Here is a 14010-nt window from a genome sequence, read left to right as displayed (position 1 = left end):
AGGAGGAGTATTATGCACAACAGCAGAGGTCATAGTTTTAGACATAGTGGTGGTATTTCCTACTCAAATTTAACGCCTATCGCTAAGGTATCGTTGAAACTTGCTAAAAAACCCAGCCGTTGGTTCTGTATTTTTTGACCAAACTATGGTAATGCGCTACGCGCAAGGCAAGAGGCACCCACCCCTAACCCCTCCCAGGAGGGGAAGGCAAGAGGCAAGAGGCACCCACCCCTAACCCCTCCCAGGAGGGGAAGGCAAGAGGCAAGAGGCAAGAGGCAAGAGCGAAAAAATCCTGTGTACCTCATTAGGGGAAAAACAGCTATAGCTTTTCTATTAGTAGTCAGTTTTTTAGGGCAACATCGGAATAGTTATTGATCACTGGGAATCAAAAACGCGATCGCTAAAACAATTCTATAGCGTTAGTTATTTTTATAAAATACACTTAGGTTTCTACTCCCAACTCCCTACTCCCAACTCTCTACTCCCTACTCCCTACTCCCTACTCCCTTCCCTAAACAATCATGACTACCTTAACCCTTGATCTCCAATCAATTAACCTTACCGACGAGCAATTTTTCCAGCTTTGTCAAGACAACGACGATTTTAAATTTGAACGCAATGCTAATGGAGATTTAATTATTATGTCACCCACTGGCGGCAGCACAGGAAATCGCAATGGTAGATTAAACCAACAGTTGTTTAACTGGAGTGATTCCGATGGAACTGGCATTGCTTTCGATTCCTCCACTGGTTTTAAACTCCCCAATGGTGCCGACCGTTCCCCCGATGCATCTTGGATACCATTACAAAGCTGGAATAGTTTAACTCCTCAACAGCAAGAGAAATTTCTACCTCTATGCCCTGACTTTGTGATTGAATTACGTTCTCCCAGTGATAGCTTGACAGCAATTCGAAAAAAAATGGAAGAATACCGAGACAATGGCACTCGTCTAGGTTGGTTGATTAATCGTAAAGACCGACAAGTGGAAATTTATCGACCAAGTAAAGACGTTGAAGTGTTAGAGTCTCCCAGTAGTTTATCGGGAGAAGAGGTTTTGCCTGGTTTTGTGCTGTATCTTGAGTTAATTTGGTGAAGGTTTATAAGCAGTCAGCGGTCAGCGGTCAGTAGTCAGCTCAGATATCTGGCTTTAAAGCTGTATGGTCTTTTTTTTTCTGTCCAATAAAACTCCGGATTTCTTTTGCATTTTGCCTCTTGCCTCTTGCCTTTTTCGGCAATCGATGAATTGACAACCCAGAGCCAAAAGCTGATTGCTGAAAGCTGATTGCTTCCCTAAAAACAAGAGACTGAAAAAATTTTTTTTGTTGACAATTATTGACGATTCTGTTAGCGTATCCAGGGAATTACGATGTAAGCAGTCAGCAGTAAGCGGTCAGCCGTCAGTGGTCAGCCGTCAGCCATCAGCCGTCAGCCTTTAGCTGAAAGCACCTCAAGTAGCACCTCAAGTAGCGCATAAGCTGATAACTGTTCGCGTAGCGTGCGCGTAGCGCTTAAACTGATAGCTGATAGCTGATAGCTGATAGCTTACATTACGATTAACTCAATCCTGGAAACGGGAGTCAAACAAAGAAATAAATAGTGGAATAAGCTTATGTCGCTAGTTGTCCAAAAATACGGTGGTACCTCGGTGGGCTCTGTGGAACGCATACAAGCCGTTGCCCAGCGAATTCTCAAAACAGTCCAACAAAACAATTCCGTGGTAGTGGTGGTCTCGGCTATGGGTAAGACTACCGATGGTTTGGTACAACTAGCGAAAGCCATCTCCCCTAATCCGTGTCGTCGGGAAATGGATATGCTGCTATCCACCGGTGAGCAAGTGTCAATTGCTCTATTATCCATGGCTCTACAGGAATTAGGGCAACCGGCTATTTCCCTAACTGGCGCTCAAGTAGGTATTGTAACAGAAGCTAAACACAGTAGCGCTAGGATTCTGCAAATCGAAACCCAGCGGTTGGAGCGGTGTTTAAACGAGGGGAAAGTTGTAGTCGTTGCTGGTTTCCAGGGCATCACCAGCACTGATGAATTAGAAATCACTACCCTAGGTCGGGGTGGCTCTGATACCTCAGCCGTAGCCCTAGCCGCATCACTGGGGGCATCTCGGTGTGAAATTTATACCGATGTACCGGGGATATTAACCACTGACCCCCGGATCGTACCGGATGCTCAACTGATGCCGGAAATTACCGCTGATGAAATGCTGGAATTAGCTAGCTTAGGGGCAAAAGTCCTCCATCCCCGTGCCGTAGAAATTGCTCGCAACTATGGCTTAACCTTAGTAGTCCTATCCAGCTGGAGCGATGAGCCTGGCACTAGAGTAATTTCCCCAAGCTCTCCCCCCCGTTCCTTAGAGGGATTAGAAATTGCTCGACCAGTCAATACCGTAGAATATGACACCGACCAGGCAAAAATAGCCCTATTACGAGTGCCCGATTCCCCTGGTGTAGCAGCACGGTTGTTTGGTGAAATTGCAGTTCAAGACCTAGATGTGGATTTGATTATCCAGTCAATTCACGAACAGAATACTAATGATATTGCCTTTACCGTCAATACCGCTATTATCAATCGAGCTGAAGCAGTAGCCGAAGCCATTGCTCCCGCCCTGCGTCGCCAAACCACCCCCGATACCCAAGAAGCAGAAGTGATGGTCGGTAGGGATATTGCTAAAGTCTCGATCACTGGGGCAGGGATGATTGGACGTCCTGGGGTTGCAGCTCAGATGTTCCAGGCTTTAGCCGATGCTGGTGTCAACATTGAGATGATTTCCACCTCCGAAATCAAAGTCAGCTGTGTGATTGATGCTGTCGAATGCGATCGCGCGATCGCGGCCTTGTGTAACTGTTTCGATATCAACAATACCCCCATTCATCTACCCATTCCCCCTGAAGCAGGAAATAGTGACCACTCAAGGGAGATCACCCATCCCCCGGTTCGAGGTGTAGCCCTAGACATCAACCAAGCCCGTCTAGCCATTCGCCAAATTCCCGATCGTCCAGGCATGGCAGCCAAGATATTTGGAACCTTGGCAGAGCACAATATTAGTATTGATATGATTATCCAGTCCCAACGCTGTCGAATCATTAATGGAATTGCCACCAGGGATCTTGCCTTCACAGTACCTCAAGCCGAAGCAGAAATGGCTCAGAAAGCCCTACAACAGATGGCACCAGTGATTGGGTGTAGCGAAATTCTCCTGGATGCCGATATTGCCAAAGTAAGTATTGTCGGTGCTGGCATGGTTGGACAACCAGGGATCGCAGCACAGATGTTTGCCGCCCTAGGTTCGGAACAAATCAATATTCAAATGATTGCCACCTCAGAAATTAAGATTAGCTGTGTTGTTGCCCAAGACCAAGGAGTGCGAGCATTGCAAGCTATTCATAAAGCCTTTGGTCTTGCTGGAAGCCAAAAAATTGAGGTTCCAGCTTAGGAATCTAGAACCAGAAGAGTGTGGGGAGAGGGGGAAGTGTGGGAGGTGTGGGGAGAAGTAGTGTTCGATAATTAGGTATAGTTAAAGACATAGTCTTGATCCAAAGCGCGAGTGGTGTGATTTCTGTGTGGGTCACCTGTGTCAGTACCTTGAAAGCCTCGTGGAAAATAGGGATCCCCCCTAACCCCCCTTAACAAGGGGGGGACACAACCGTTGCTGATCTGACTCCCCATCTCCCCATCTCCCCATCCCCCCATCTCCCCATCTCCCCACACTTCCCAGACTTCTCAAAAACCTTATTTATTATTGGTAGATCCAGGTAAGAACTTTAATATGTCATTAAGAGGATCAGAAGAGTTTTTTCCAGGGGAGTTAAACTTAGGGACACCTGTTCCCGATGGTAGGGAAGGAATAAAGTCAATGGATTGACCTGAGGATCCCGGTAGAGTAGCTAGGGCTACGCGATCGCCTCCCACTTGTCGTAGCACATCCAATACCTGAACGACCTCGTTGTAACTGGCCTCCTTGGAAGCATAAAGCGCCATCAACCCATAAGGATTAGTTTGACGATATGCTTGCAGTTTCTTTTTGAACTGCTCTTGAGTTACCACTGGCTCTTGTTCAACGTAGAGTTGACCAAACTCATTAAGGCTAACCATTAAGATTTGCCGTCCTTGAGCCTTAGCAGTACTTGCCTTAGGCAAATCCACGCTCAGGGCTTGCTGGCGAGATAAGGTAACAGCTGCCAAAATGAAAAAGGTCAGAATACAAAAAATCACATCAATCAGGGGAACAATCTCAACCCGAACCTCTTCCGGCGAGCTATCCATTCGCAGTCTTAGAGGACGGATTGCCATCGGGGAACTAGCTGAATCCTTTTTTTTATTCATAGATATGTCCTTGGACTAAGAGCTTTCTTCTTGTTGTAACCAATATTGTCGATAAAGCAATTCCAACTCGCTTCCGGCTTTGCGGAACACTTTAACTTGGTTAAACCAAAAAGCCTGAAATAGTCTATAGAAGGCCAGACTGATAATCGCCACAATCAAACCTGTAGCTGTGCTAATCAGTGATTCTCCAATCCCCTGAGTCACCCCATCGGTGGAAGCTGTTCCAAGGTCACTAATGCGAATGGAACCCAATGAATTAATCAAGCCCAACACTGTACCGAGTAATCCCAACAATGGTGCTAGAGCAATCACAGCTTCCAGGAGTTTGTCCCCCCGTCGCATAGCAGCTAATTCATCATCCGCAGCCGACTCTAGAGCCAGCCGGAATACTTCTGGGTCAGGATTATTCAGTCGTAAAGGAGCATACAAATATCTACCGATGGGTTGTCGGCGTGACTCTAGGGCAATCTGTCTAGCAACATGCCAGCTACCAGCTGCTGCCTCTAGAACACGATTAACAATTATGCCTTCCCTCAACGCTATAGTTGCCCAAAACCAAATCCGTTCAAAGATTGTACCCATAGTCAGGATCGATAGAGCCAACAGAGGCCACATGGCGATCCCACCTTTTGCAATAAGTTCGACAATATCCACGACTTGCCCTTACTTCCAAATAACTCAGTGGTCTATCAATCTTCTATTGATTTTCAACCACTTACCAAGAAACTGATCCTATTCTCCACGAGTTAACTGATTAGGTCAGGAAATTTACACTTGGACTTTAGCACATCCGGTACAGAGTGTCTTAGCTAGTCCAGGCAGTGTCGGGAGTGTGGGGGGAGATGGGGAGATGGGGAGATGGGGAGATGGGGAGATAGGGAAGAATTTCATTTCCATGGGGCTAAGGTCTGATCACCATAACCAAGTTCCATATTAGGGAAAGCCTCAATTTTTGGTTTCAGCTACCTAAGTCCTAAAATTTCTAATTCTAGTAAAAACTCTAATCAAACGGGTGGTTATCCCCATAGTCGGTTTCTGGAAGAATCTGGCACTATAAATAGTAGCTATAGAGTATTGAGCTGTTGTTTGGTACCTCAGAGCCGGATATTTCCCCAGTCCGGTCTATAGGCAAAACCGCTTGTGCGGTTGCTTCGCTCTCCGGAGAAATCTTAAAAAGAGGTGCGACCCAAGGCCGCGAGGGATTGCTCGCGGCCTTGGAGGCGCGCACCTATCTGGCCCTTGGGGATAACGAGTTTGGCTGGTCTCGGCTGATTAGCATTTAAAACCAGTCCTTTCTTGATGCAGTCGCTCATGGGGGGAACCCCCTTTGGCGGCGCTGCATCGCTTAAACCATTAGTTGGAGGTGTGGCTTTCTTACCCACGTAACTTGCTATGGGATGAGGTATTCAGCCGCAAATATTTGATGAACAATCCAATTCAATCTTTTTACAACTGGTATCGCAACACTATCCGCCATTCCAAGTACCGGTGGTGGATCATCTTGGGGACCCTAGTTTACTTTCTTAGCCCCATTGATATTTCCCCAGACTTTATTCCCATCATTGGGCAAATTGATGATATCGCAGTGATAACCCTGCTGGTTTCGGAGCTGTCTCAGTGGCTAATTGACTTTGCCAAAACCCGCCAAAGCGAAAAAATTGCCAATGACACTCAAGACCCTGAAGTCAAGACTGTGGATGTAGACTCTATTGGTGTCTAGTCAAGGGTCTTGAAAGGGTTAACGCAGAAGTGATTATGTGAATTTACTTCTGCATTTTTTTGGCATTGCTGAATCTTCGCGCTGAATAGGAGTAGAGTGGGCATTCTGCCCGCCCGAGGGAGGATACGGGCAGGATGCCCGTTCCACACCAAGATGCCCGAAAGTTGAAACAGGCAAGATGCCCGCCTGGGAATTGAAACGGGCAAGATGCCCATTCCACAGCAGGATTCCCGTTCTACCAAGATGCCGGAAAGTTGAAACAGCCAAGATGCCCGTTTCACGGACTTTTAGGGCGAACGACGGGACTCGAACCCGCGAGTGGTGGAACCACAATCCACTGCCTTAACCACTTGGCTACGCTCGCCATAATCTTACCGTTGTTGATTATAGCATCTTATTTGTGGGTTTATCAACAATCTATGAAATTTTGATGGGTTTATGCTGATTCCGTCAGTTCTGAAGTTTGCTGACAATTGCTGCAATTGTCTTGCCCTGAGGGACTTCCATCAAACAGGCAAGACGTTACCAGTATTTTGCAGTTAATCTGGAACTCGAAGGCTTAATAGCCATCTTAATATACAATATACCGTTAAAAAATTCAGATGAAGATTTCACAGGTTGTCACCGCTTTTGGCACGATGGTGCTGGCGGTGGTGGGAGGCTCAATGGTGGTGACCAATCCTGGACAAGCTACCTATGAAGATTATGCGGTTGAGCAACTGAGCAAGTATCTAAAAGAAGAAGTTTGTCCCCAAGCACCGGAAACCCTAGGCAGTTTCCTGCGCCGTCAGTGTACCATCCTGGTGGATACAGGGCGACCTCAAATTAAGCAAGTTGTTGCCCAGAGCACAAAGCGAGAAAATTTTCTGCTCTTTAGTATTTACCGCACTGACCTGGATGTTAGTACGCTGATCCCTTCATACTCTTTTGAAACTGTAGGGATCTGTCAACAATTCTACCTTTACAAGGCTGATGAAAAATCATACTAAGGGTAGTTGTTAGATGGCGAGCACTGGTCTTTTTGTGGGGATGGTTACCTTAGACCTGGTATACCTCAGCACCAAGCTACCAAGCAGCAATGAAAAAATAACTGCCTCTGACTATACGGTAGCGGCTGGGGGACCAGCGACGAATGCAGCAGTAACGTTTAGCTATCTGGGAAATATAGAGGTGCGACCCAAGGGCGATTTACTCGCCCTAGGAGGCGCGCACCTATCTAAAATTTTAGGTGTGGTGGGAATTAACCCGATTACTAAGCTAATTCGCAGCGATTTGACCAGTCATGGCGTAATCATCGCTGACCTTGATCCAGCTAACCCCCAACCGCCACCAGTATCTTCTATCATTGTTACGGAATCCACAGGCGATCGCGCAGTTATTTCGATTAATGCTACTAAAATCCAAGCCAGCACTACACAAATACCTCAGGATTTAGACTTGATGGTGGATGTGGTGCTCATTGATGGTCATCAGATGGTGGTTAGTAATGCGATCGCAAAATTTGCCAAAACTCATCATATCCCTGTAGTGATCGATGGCGGTAGCTGGAAGCCAGGATTTGAAACAATTTTGCCCTATGTTGATTACGCCATTTGCTCAGCAAATTTCTATCCACCAGGGTGCTCTGACCAAGAACAGGTGATGGCTTATCTCCTAGACGCTGGGATTAATCACATTGCCATCACCCAAGGAGAAAAACCAATTCAGTATCGTAGCTTAGGAGTGTCCGGTGAAGTCCCCGTACCCCAGATTCAAGCAGTAGATACCTTGGGAGCTGGGGATGTGTTTCACGGTGCCTTCTGTCACTATATTCTACAGAAAGAGTTTACTGATGCCCTAGCCGCAGCAGCAAAGGTAGCTTCCAATTCCTGTCAGTTTTTTGGGACTCGTCGGTGGATGGAAAAAGATATCGAAAATTAGAGTAGCAAAGGTTTGTCTGCTCACAGCAATAGGTAACTAGAACGGCTTATACTTCAATTTTTAATCACAAATAGGCAGGAAACCTGATGCAAGACTACCAAGCTCCCTGGTACCTAAGAAATGGCTTATTCCAAAGTATTGCTACCACTTACTGGTACGGCACGACCTGGAGTTGGTGGGGGGAAAAAGTACCTTGGCTTTCCCATTTGCCCCTGATTCCCTGGCAGGAAAAGATATTTACTGGTGCGGATCAGGTACCATTGCGCGGATTGTGGAGTTGTCCTGACAATGCCAAAGGGACCCTGATTGTTAACTATGCCCTTACAGGGGATGTCGATAGTGGTTGGTATAGTCGTACCCTTGCTCGTAAAGCCTACAGTAATGGTTGGGCAGTGTTAATTTATGATTGGCGCAGTAACGGACGCAGTGCACAACTATCCCCAGTCCCATCTTCTGACGGTTGGCGAGAAGGGGAAGATCAGTTGCAGCTAGCCATGCAATTAGTAAAGATGGGTTGCCCAGAACCTGTCGGTTTGGTGGGCTTTTCCATGGGGGGACAGTTGGCATTGTGGGGACTTAAGGCCGCAGTTGAAAACAATTGTTCTCTCGTCAGGTTTGGAGCAGTTTTGGCTCCTAATCTGGAATCGAATCGCTCCATAGATTATTTGCTATCTACCCCAATGGGACGTTTGATCGAAAAGAGGTTCACTCATAAACTCAGGAAAATAGCTCAACAACGGTTAGAAAACTTTCCTGAGGCTGTTAAACCTGGTGTAGTGGAGTGCATTAACTCAATGCGGAGCTTTGACCACTATATGGTGATTGATTACTACGGGTTTGCTAGCGTTAATGAATACTATCAGAAGACTAGTGGACTTTACCTGTTGGACAGCTTAGCTTTGCCCTATTTGATCATCTATGCTGCGGATGACCCGATTTTTGACCCTACTATTATTCCAGAATTGGAAGAGCGCACGAGTAGTAATCCCTATGCCAACTTGATTTTAACTCCCCAAGGGGGTCATGTGGCTCACATTAGTACAGGCAAAGGTGATGTGGATGAATTTTGGGCTTTGAATCGGCTTTTGGAATTTTGTGATAGTAAATCAATTCCTGGCAATCCTGAATCACGTTAAGCTAAACATGACCAGTAAACATAACCAGTTGGATTTTTGAGTAGCTATTATCACTTTTATATGGGCACAATTACCAAAGTCGTTGTTTATTCCCTAGGAATTTTCTTTCTCTGTACTACCCCAGTTTTTGCTCAACATAAACAACATAATAGTTCAACGGCCACTAGCCAGCAACAACAGATAGAAACGGTTAATTTAGTATCCCTACCGGAGGTATTACCGGAATGGAAAAAAGCCCGGGTTATCTATTTAGGAGAAACTCACAATAGCACAAAAGATCATGAGGCGCAGTTAGCGATTATTCAAGCACTAACCCGTGAAAATTCCAAAATTGCGATCGCAATGGAAATGTTCCAGCGCCCAGCTCAAGATATCCTAGATCAATACCTAGCCGGGGCAATCACAGAAACTGAGTTGGTTAAGCAAAGTGAGTATGAACAACGCTGGGGCTTTCCTTGGGAATATTATGCTCCCCTAGTACGGTTTGCTAAAACCAATCAACTGCCTGTGTTAGCCTTAAATACACCCACTGAGGTCACTCGTAAAGTAGCCCGTAGGGGTTTAGAGAGTTTAACCTCTGCTGAGCAAGAACATATTCCCCCACTATCGGAAATTCGTACAGATAATGCTGATTACCGCAACCTGATTCAAGGATTTTACCAACAACATCACCACGCCGGTCATAGCAATAGTCGCAACTTCGACAATTTTTTCACTGCCCAAGTGTTATGGGATGAAACCATGGCAGAGAAGATTGCTTTGTTTGCCCAATCTAACCCAGATTATCAAGTAGTAGTGATTGCTGGGCAAGGTCATATTATCTATGGCTACGGTATACCCAGTCGGGTTGCTCGACGATTCAATCATCAGTTGGAACAAATTTCCGTTTTGTTGGGTGCTCAGCCAGAGAAACTGGCAGGAGAAAATGCGATCGCAGATTATTTATGGGAACATCCCTTTTGAATTAAGAATGTAGAATGTAGAATGTAGAATTTAGAATTTAGAATGTAGAATTGGGAATTTAGAATTTAGAATTTAGAATTTAGAATGTAGAATTGGGAATTTAGAATTTAGAATTTAGAATTGGGAATTTAGAACTTATAATTCTACATTTGGCCTTATACATTCTGCCTTATACATTCTACATTCTGCCTTATACATTCTACATTCTGCCTTATACATTCTACATTTGGCCTTCTTAATTCTACATTCTACATTTGGCCTTATACATTCTACATTCTTAATTCTACATTCTTAATTCTACATTCTACATTCTACATTCTTAATTCTACATTCTTAATTCTACATTCTTAATTCTACATTCTACATTCAACTTGTCTTATTCCCAAGAAACTCTACCAAGGGCTTAAACACACTCACTAATTCCGGACGTGCTGCAACTAGAGTTGGAAACGACCGCTGACCGTAATCTTGGCCTACTTCTAGGGGGAAAATTGTCTGAGAATCTAGGGGTACCCAAACTGCCCCAGCTGCGTGAATAATCACCCAAGCTCCAGCAAAATCCCAAATTTTCGGGGTGGCTTCCACTCCTCCTAAGGTGACACCGTTGGCAGTGGCGAGAAAGTTGTAACTGGCAACCCCTAGCATCCGAATTTTGCAGGGGAAGGGTTGCTTCATTACTGAGGTACTACGGGCGCACAGGTTGAAAAAGTGGTTTTGGCTAGGGGAATCCTGGCTGCTGTGGATGGGGCGTCCATTGAGAAAAGCACCGTTTTCGACACCTTTTAGCTCCGATTTCCCAAGCCAAAAACCATGAAAAGATTGCTGGACAGGAGCAAAATGAATGTAACCAAACACTGGAGTTCCCTGATACAACAAGCCTAAGGAAACCCCCCACAGGGGAATTCCTCTAGTAAAGTTGGTGGTGCCATCAAGAGGGTCAATAATCCAGCACCATTCAGACTCAGGAAATTGGTGGGATGCTTCTTCACTCAGTACGCCGTGGCTGGGGAAATGAGATGCGATCGCATCTCTAATTTCTTGATCTGCCCACCTGTCCGCCTGGGTCACTAACGTACCATCGGCTTTTTCGGACCCTTGTACCTGACCAAAGTCCCGGAGGTGCCGATTACCGACACGGTTTGTGGTGTCTTTGGCAAAGTTGAGAATATCTGTCCAAAAATCATTCATATCAAGTCCGGTGGTGCGCGGTACCGGAAATGATATCATGGTGCAGCTGTCTAGTAAAAACCACCCATCTGCCTTAGTTTCTTGGGTTAGTTTTTGGTTTGTGTCGCTCTAGACAATCGGGATGTGAGTATAGCGTTTTCCATAGTTATGAGGTACACAGGATTTTTTCCCTGCTCCCTACTAACTGCTAACTAAAACCCATAACGAAAGTACCTCACCCAATTGATAAATAATATATGGACTTATTCGGTAGTAATCGGCAAGACTTAGCAATAAACAAGTGGCAACATCAGTTAGATAAGTTTGTTAAAGCCAATCAAAAAGAATTAGCTGCACTGGCTTGGGGGCTATTTCTGGAAAAAGGAGAAACTGATGAAACCCTCGGACTTGATATGAAACCGAAGCCACATTTTGTTTACTGTCCTAGGGCAGCAATAGAAACCCTAAATCGTCAGGTTAATAACCAAATTCAGGAAATTTTGGGAGTGGTGGATGCTCATAAACCTGAGCAAGAAGTTCTAATTATTGGTATTGGTAATGGACAGTTGAAACTGATTCAATTTGAACCTGAACTTTCACCACCGGAGTGCTTTATAGAAGTTGGGAAAGATGTCGATCAATTATTAGAAGAATTAGAGAAGCAGATGAGTGAAACAATAAAGTAGGCATATAGAGTAGGGATATAAATTCCGGTTAATCACTTCGTTTTTATTACCCCTACTCCCTAAAATCCTGGATCAAAGCCCCTCAAAATTCTGGCGTTGCTGATTATGGGTATGGTTTTGCCCCCCTAGGGTGTGTTTTCAAACTCGGAGATCCCCCTAAATCCCCCTTAAAAAAGGGGGACTTTGAGTATGGCTCCCCCCTTTTTTAAGGGGGGCTGGGGGGGATCATAATCTTGCGGAAAACTTTGAAAACACGCCCTAGCCCCCCAAGCGAGGGATTGCTCGCTTGGGGGGAACAAAACTCTTAAAGTCCCCCAAGCGAGGGATTGCTCGCTTGGGGGATTTAGGGGGCTTTAACTTTCACCAGATAATCGCGCATTCATTCCTTAATTCAGCAACGCCAAAATTCTAGCCAAATTGATAGTGTTTTCTAACATTAGAAATAATCTTCCAGGTGCAAGACATTCCAGCTGGGAAAGTGACCAAATCTCCTTTGGCAATTTGAACTGGTTCACCACCATCTGGCGTGACAACTACTTCACCTTCTAGTAAGTAACAAATTTCCTGTTCATCGTAAGTCCAGGGAAATTCCGAGACTTCCTTTGTCCAAATTGGCCAATTTGAGACACCCAAGTTATCAAGATGGTCTTGACTAGGACGTTCAATCAGAATTTTATTGATATTGGTCGGTGTAGACATATAGCGTTTTTATTTGAGTTGTGAACAGAATCCTTAGGGAAAGGCAAGAGGCAAGAGGCAAGAGGCAAGAGGCAAGAGGCAAGAGGCAAGATTTAATCAAGTCAAGTATATAGGTATTTTTGATAAAAAAACAAATGGTATTCCTTGTTTAAACTTATTGGGAAATGCTATAGTTTTTGCAACTTAACCGTGTTCATTGGTAAGCATTCATTTTCATCAAAGCTATCAGCTAATACCCATAAGCTGGTCAGCTATCAGCTATCAGCTATCAGCTTTGGGCCTGTGGCCAGGCTACTGGAGGTGCTTTTGAATAAAATAAGCTGAAAGCTCAAGGCTGACGGCTGACGGCTGACCGCTGATAGCTTACATCCTAATCATATAGGGCATCGAGCAAAAACTTGGTAATCTGACTTTCCTCCATAGCTGACAAAAGCTTAGTGTCGGCAATATCTAACTTAGCTCCCGCAGCATGTAAATCATCATCTAAGGCAGTTAGAAAACCACGAGTAATGGGGTCTTCCCCCACTTGGGCAAACATCACACCCAGTTCTTCCTGAGAATCCATCTTATTAGTTGCTGCCACTAGCAATTTGACTACAGCCATGGGTGGCTTTGGTTCACTATCCAGGATGACGATAATAATATCACCGTTTGCTTTTGTCTGCTGGCGGGATTTACGGCTAAAGTGGTCATCAAGTGCAACTTTGAGCGGCTCAACCACATTGATGCTGTCTGAACCATAGGGCTGCTCAAACAGGTCAACTAATGCCTGACTAGTGGTGTTGTCATATTTTTGATAGGGAGTAGATGCAATATAAATAGTGAGTCCATCTGGATCAAGTTCCTCACATTTCTTTGCCAAGGCGATAATAGACTCCTGAGCTAGCAACCATTGCTTGTCCAGTCCAGGCAGGGTTCCAAAATTTTTAGAGGCATTTCTTGCCAGAATTATGGTGTAGTCTCGGTTTTGCAATAGGTCTTGAGACACAGTTATCCTCTGATCTCCATTAGCATCTTATTCTAAGTTTTCCCAGAAATCCTGATCAGATCCAATCAGGAGTTGGGAGAGTCTGGTTGAAAATGTTATTTTTCTATAGCTTTTTCTATAGCTAAGGAGTCCCAGACAAGTAAAGTGGACTGTTAAGAGTTGGAAACTTTGGGTCTCGGAATAGGGAACAGCAACGGTTTGAGCAACTTGAAGTTTCTTAACACAGTTTAAAAAAAATTAATAGCGTTTCTGTTAGTAATGAGAACTCAAGCATTTTTTCCCTACTCTCTACTCCCTACTCCCTAAAACCTAGGACGAAAGTACCTTAATCAATGGATTACTGCTAGTGAGTACTCCTAGATGTCAGAGTACTTAGGTTTTATATAGCTATAGGT

At 44.9% G+C, this 14010-nt stretch carries 15 protein-coding genes, 1 tRNA gene and 1 pseudogene; 8 read left to right on the top strand and 9 right to left on the bottom strand.

Annotated elements, in window-relative coordinates; genetic code table 11:
* Positions 1-143 precede the first annotated feature (143 nt).
* Positions 144-305, bottom strand: coding sequence for a hypothetical protein (locus F6K63_RS34800; RefSeq protein ID WP_287263815.1), 162 nt, complete (start codon positions 303-305; stop codon positions 144-146).
* Positions 306-521: 216 nt separating this feature from the next.
* On the opposite strand from F6K63_RS34800, the gene F6K63_RS34795 reads away from it, so the two are divergent.
* A complete protein-coding gene (locus F6K63_RS34795) occupies positions 522-1094 on the top strand; it encodes a Uma2 family endonuclease (RefSeq protein WP_287263817.1) in 573 nt (190 codons plus the stop codon).
* Between the two features lie 516 nt (positions 1095-1610).
* Complete coding sequence (locus tag F6K63_RS34790; protein WP_008184067.1) at positions 1611-3446, top strand: aspartate kinase; 1836 nt, start codon at positions 1611-1613, stop codon at positions 3444-3446.
* Positions 3447-3517: 71 nt separating this feature from the next.
* Here the strand turns inward: F6K63_RS34790 and F6K63_RS34785 are convergent, their stop codons facing one another.
* The 3 genes and pseudogenes from F6K63_RS34785 to F6K63_RS34775 form a co-directional block, all read right to left on the bottom strand.
* On the bottom strand, positions 3518-3703 hold the full coding sequence (locus tag F6K63_RS34785; RefSeq protein ID WP_287314660.1) for a hypothetical protein: 186 nt from the start codon (positions 3701-3703) through the stop codon (positions 3518-3520).
* A gap of 108 nt (positions 3704-3811) precedes the next feature.
* Positions 3812-4336, bottom strand: a pseudogene (locus tag F6K63_RS34780) (ExbD/TolR family protein); the annotation flags it as partial.
* A gap of 15 nt (positions 4337-4351) precedes the next feature.
* Positions 4352-4990, bottom strand: a complete 639-nt coding sequence (locus tag F6K63_RS34775; protein WP_008184062.1) for a MotA/TolQ/ExbB proton channel family protein — start codon at positions 4988-4990, stop codon at positions 4352-4354.
* Between the two features lie 769 nt (positions 4991-5759).
* Here F6K63_RS34775 and F6K63_RS34770 point away from each other — a divergent pair.
* Positions 5760-6056 (top strand): YkvA family protein, encoded by a 297-nt coding sequence (locus F6K63_RS34770; protein ID WP_287298230.1) that lies wholly within the window; start codon positions 5760-5762, stop codon positions 6054-6056.
* On the opposite strand, the gene F6K63_RS34765 is transcribed toward F6K63_RS34770, so the two are convergent.
* Positions 6053-6337, bottom strand: coding sequence for a hypothetical protein (locus F6K63_RS34765; RefSeq protein ID WP_287314657.1), 285 nt, complete (start codon positions 6335-6337; stop codon positions 6053-6055). The genes F6K63_RS34770 and F6K63_RS34765 overlap by 4 nt on opposite strands.
* Before the next feature lie 10 nt (positions 6338-6347).
* Positions 6348-6420: transfer RNA gene (locus tag F6K63_RS34760), tRNA-His, on the bottom strand.
* 238 nt (positions 6421-6658) lie between these two features.
* Here F6K63_RS34760 and F6K63_RS34755 point away from each other — a divergent pair.
* From F6K63_RS34755 to F6K63_RS34740, 4 genes are all read left to right on the top strand, one after another.
* Complete coding sequence (locus F6K63_RS34755) at positions 6659-7045, top strand: DUF4359 domain-containing protein (protein ID WP_287314655.1); 387 nt, start codon at positions 6659-6661, stop codon at positions 7043-7045.
* A gap of 13 nt (positions 7046-7058) precedes the next feature.
* Positions 7059-7976, top strand: a complete 918-nt coding sequence (locus F6K63_RS34750; protein WP_287314653.1) for a PfkB family carbohydrate kinase — start codon at positions 7059-7061, stop codon at positions 7974-7976.
* An 86-nt stretch (positions 7977-8062) separates the two neighbouring features.
* Positions 8063-9112, top strand: a complete 1050-nt coding sequence (locus F6K63_RS34745) for a YheT family hydrolase (protein WP_287314651.1) — start codon at positions 8063-8065, stop codon at positions 9110-9112.
* Between the two features lie 60 nt (positions 9113-9172).
* Positions 9173-10075: a ChaN family lipoprotein gene (locus F6K63_RS34740; RefSeq protein ID WP_287314650.1), complete on the top strand. Its 903-nt coding sequence runs from the start codon at positions 9173-9175 to the stop codon at positions 10073-10075.
* 366 nt (positions 10076-10441) lie between these two features.
* Here F6K63_RS34740 and F6K63_RS34735 read toward each other — a convergent pair whose 3' ends face one another.
* Positions 10442-11263, bottom strand: coding sequence for an inositol monophosphatase family protein (locus F6K63_RS34735; protein WP_287314662.1), 822 nt, complete (start codon positions 11261-11263; stop codon positions 10442-10444).
* Positions 11264-11499: 236 nt separating this feature from the next.
* Between F6K63_RS34735 and ccmS the strand changes: the two genes are divergently transcribed.
* A complete protein-coding gene (ccmS, locus tag F6K63_RS34730; RefSeq protein ID WP_008184040.1) occupies positions 11500-11928 on the top strand; it encodes a beta-carboxysome assembly chaperone CcmS in 429 nt (142 codons plus the stop codon).
* 408 nt (positions 11929-12336) lie between these two features.
* Here ccmS and F6K63_RS34725 read toward each other — a convergent pair whose 3' ends face one another.
* Complete coding sequence (locus tag F6K63_RS34725) at positions 12337-12627, bottom strand: cupin domain-containing protein (protein ID WP_287314648.1); 291 nt, start codon at positions 12625-12627, stop codon at positions 12337-12339.
* A gap of 370 nt (positions 12628-12997) precedes the next feature.
* Positions 12998-13615, bottom strand: coding sequence for a vWA domain-containing protein (locus F6K63_RS34720; protein ID WP_008184037.1), 618 nt, complete (start codon positions 13613-13615; stop codon positions 12998-13000).
* Positions 13616-14010 lie beyond the last annotated feature (395 nt).

The sequence above is a fragment of the Moorena sp. SIO1G6 genome (assembly GCF_010672795.1).
Classification (GTDB): Bacteria; Cyanobacteriota; Cyanobacteriia; order Cyanobacteriales; family Coleofasciculaceae; genus Moorena; species Moorena producens.
Note: the sequence above shows the minus strand (reverse complement) of the source record. Positions and strands in the feature narration are given on the sequence as shown.

Bases quoted from the DNA above. Each gene is read 5' to 3' on its own strand.
- F6K63_RS34750 (WP_287314653.1), top strand. From the start codon at position 7,059: ATGGCGAGCACTGGTCTTTTTGTGGGGATGGTTACCTTAGACCTGGTA.
- F6K63_RS34785 (WP_287314660.1), bottom strand. From the start codon at position 3,703: ATGGGGGGATGGGGAGATGGGGAGATGGGGAGTCAGATCAGCAACGGT.
- F6K63_RS34790 (WP_008184067.1), top strand. From the start codon at position 1,611: ATGTCGCTAGTTGTCCAAAAATACGGTGGTACCTCGGTGGGCTCTGTG.
- F6K63_RS34725 (WP_287314648.1), bottom strand. From the start codon at position 12,627: ATGTCTACACCGACCAATATCAATAAAATTCTGATTGAACGTCCTAGT.
- F6K63_RS34740 (WP_287314650.1), top strand. From the start codon at position 9,173: ATGGGCACAATTACCAAAGTCGTTGTTTATTCCCTAGGAATTTTCTTT.
- F6K63_RS34795 (WP_287263817.1), top strand. From the start codon at position 522: ATGACTACCTTAACCCTTGATCTCCAATCAATTAACCTTACCGACGAG.
- F6K63_RS34800 (WP_287263815.1), bottom strand. From the start codon at position 305: ATGAGGTACACAGGATTTTTTCGCTCTTGCCTCTTGCCTCTTGCCTCT.
- F6K63_RS34735 (WP_287314662.1), bottom strand. From the start codon at position 11,263: ATGAATGATTTTTGGACAGATATTCTCAACTTTGCCAAAGACACCACA.
- ccmS (WP_008184040.1), top strand. From the start codon at position 11,500: ATGGACTTATTCGGTAGTAATCGGCAAGACTTAGCAATAAACAAGTGG.
- F6K63_RS34745 (WP_287314651.1), top strand. From the start codon at position 8,063: ATGCAAGACTACCAAGCTCCCTGGTACCTAAGAAATGGCTTATTCCAA.
- F6K63_RS34755 (WP_287314655.1), top strand. From the start codon at position 6,659: ATGAAGATTTCACAGGTTGTCACCGCTTTTGGCACGATGGTGCTGGCG.
- F6K63_RS34770 (WP_287298230.1), top strand. From the start codon at position 5,760: ATGAACAATCCAATTCAATCTTTTTACAACTGGTATCGCAACACTATC.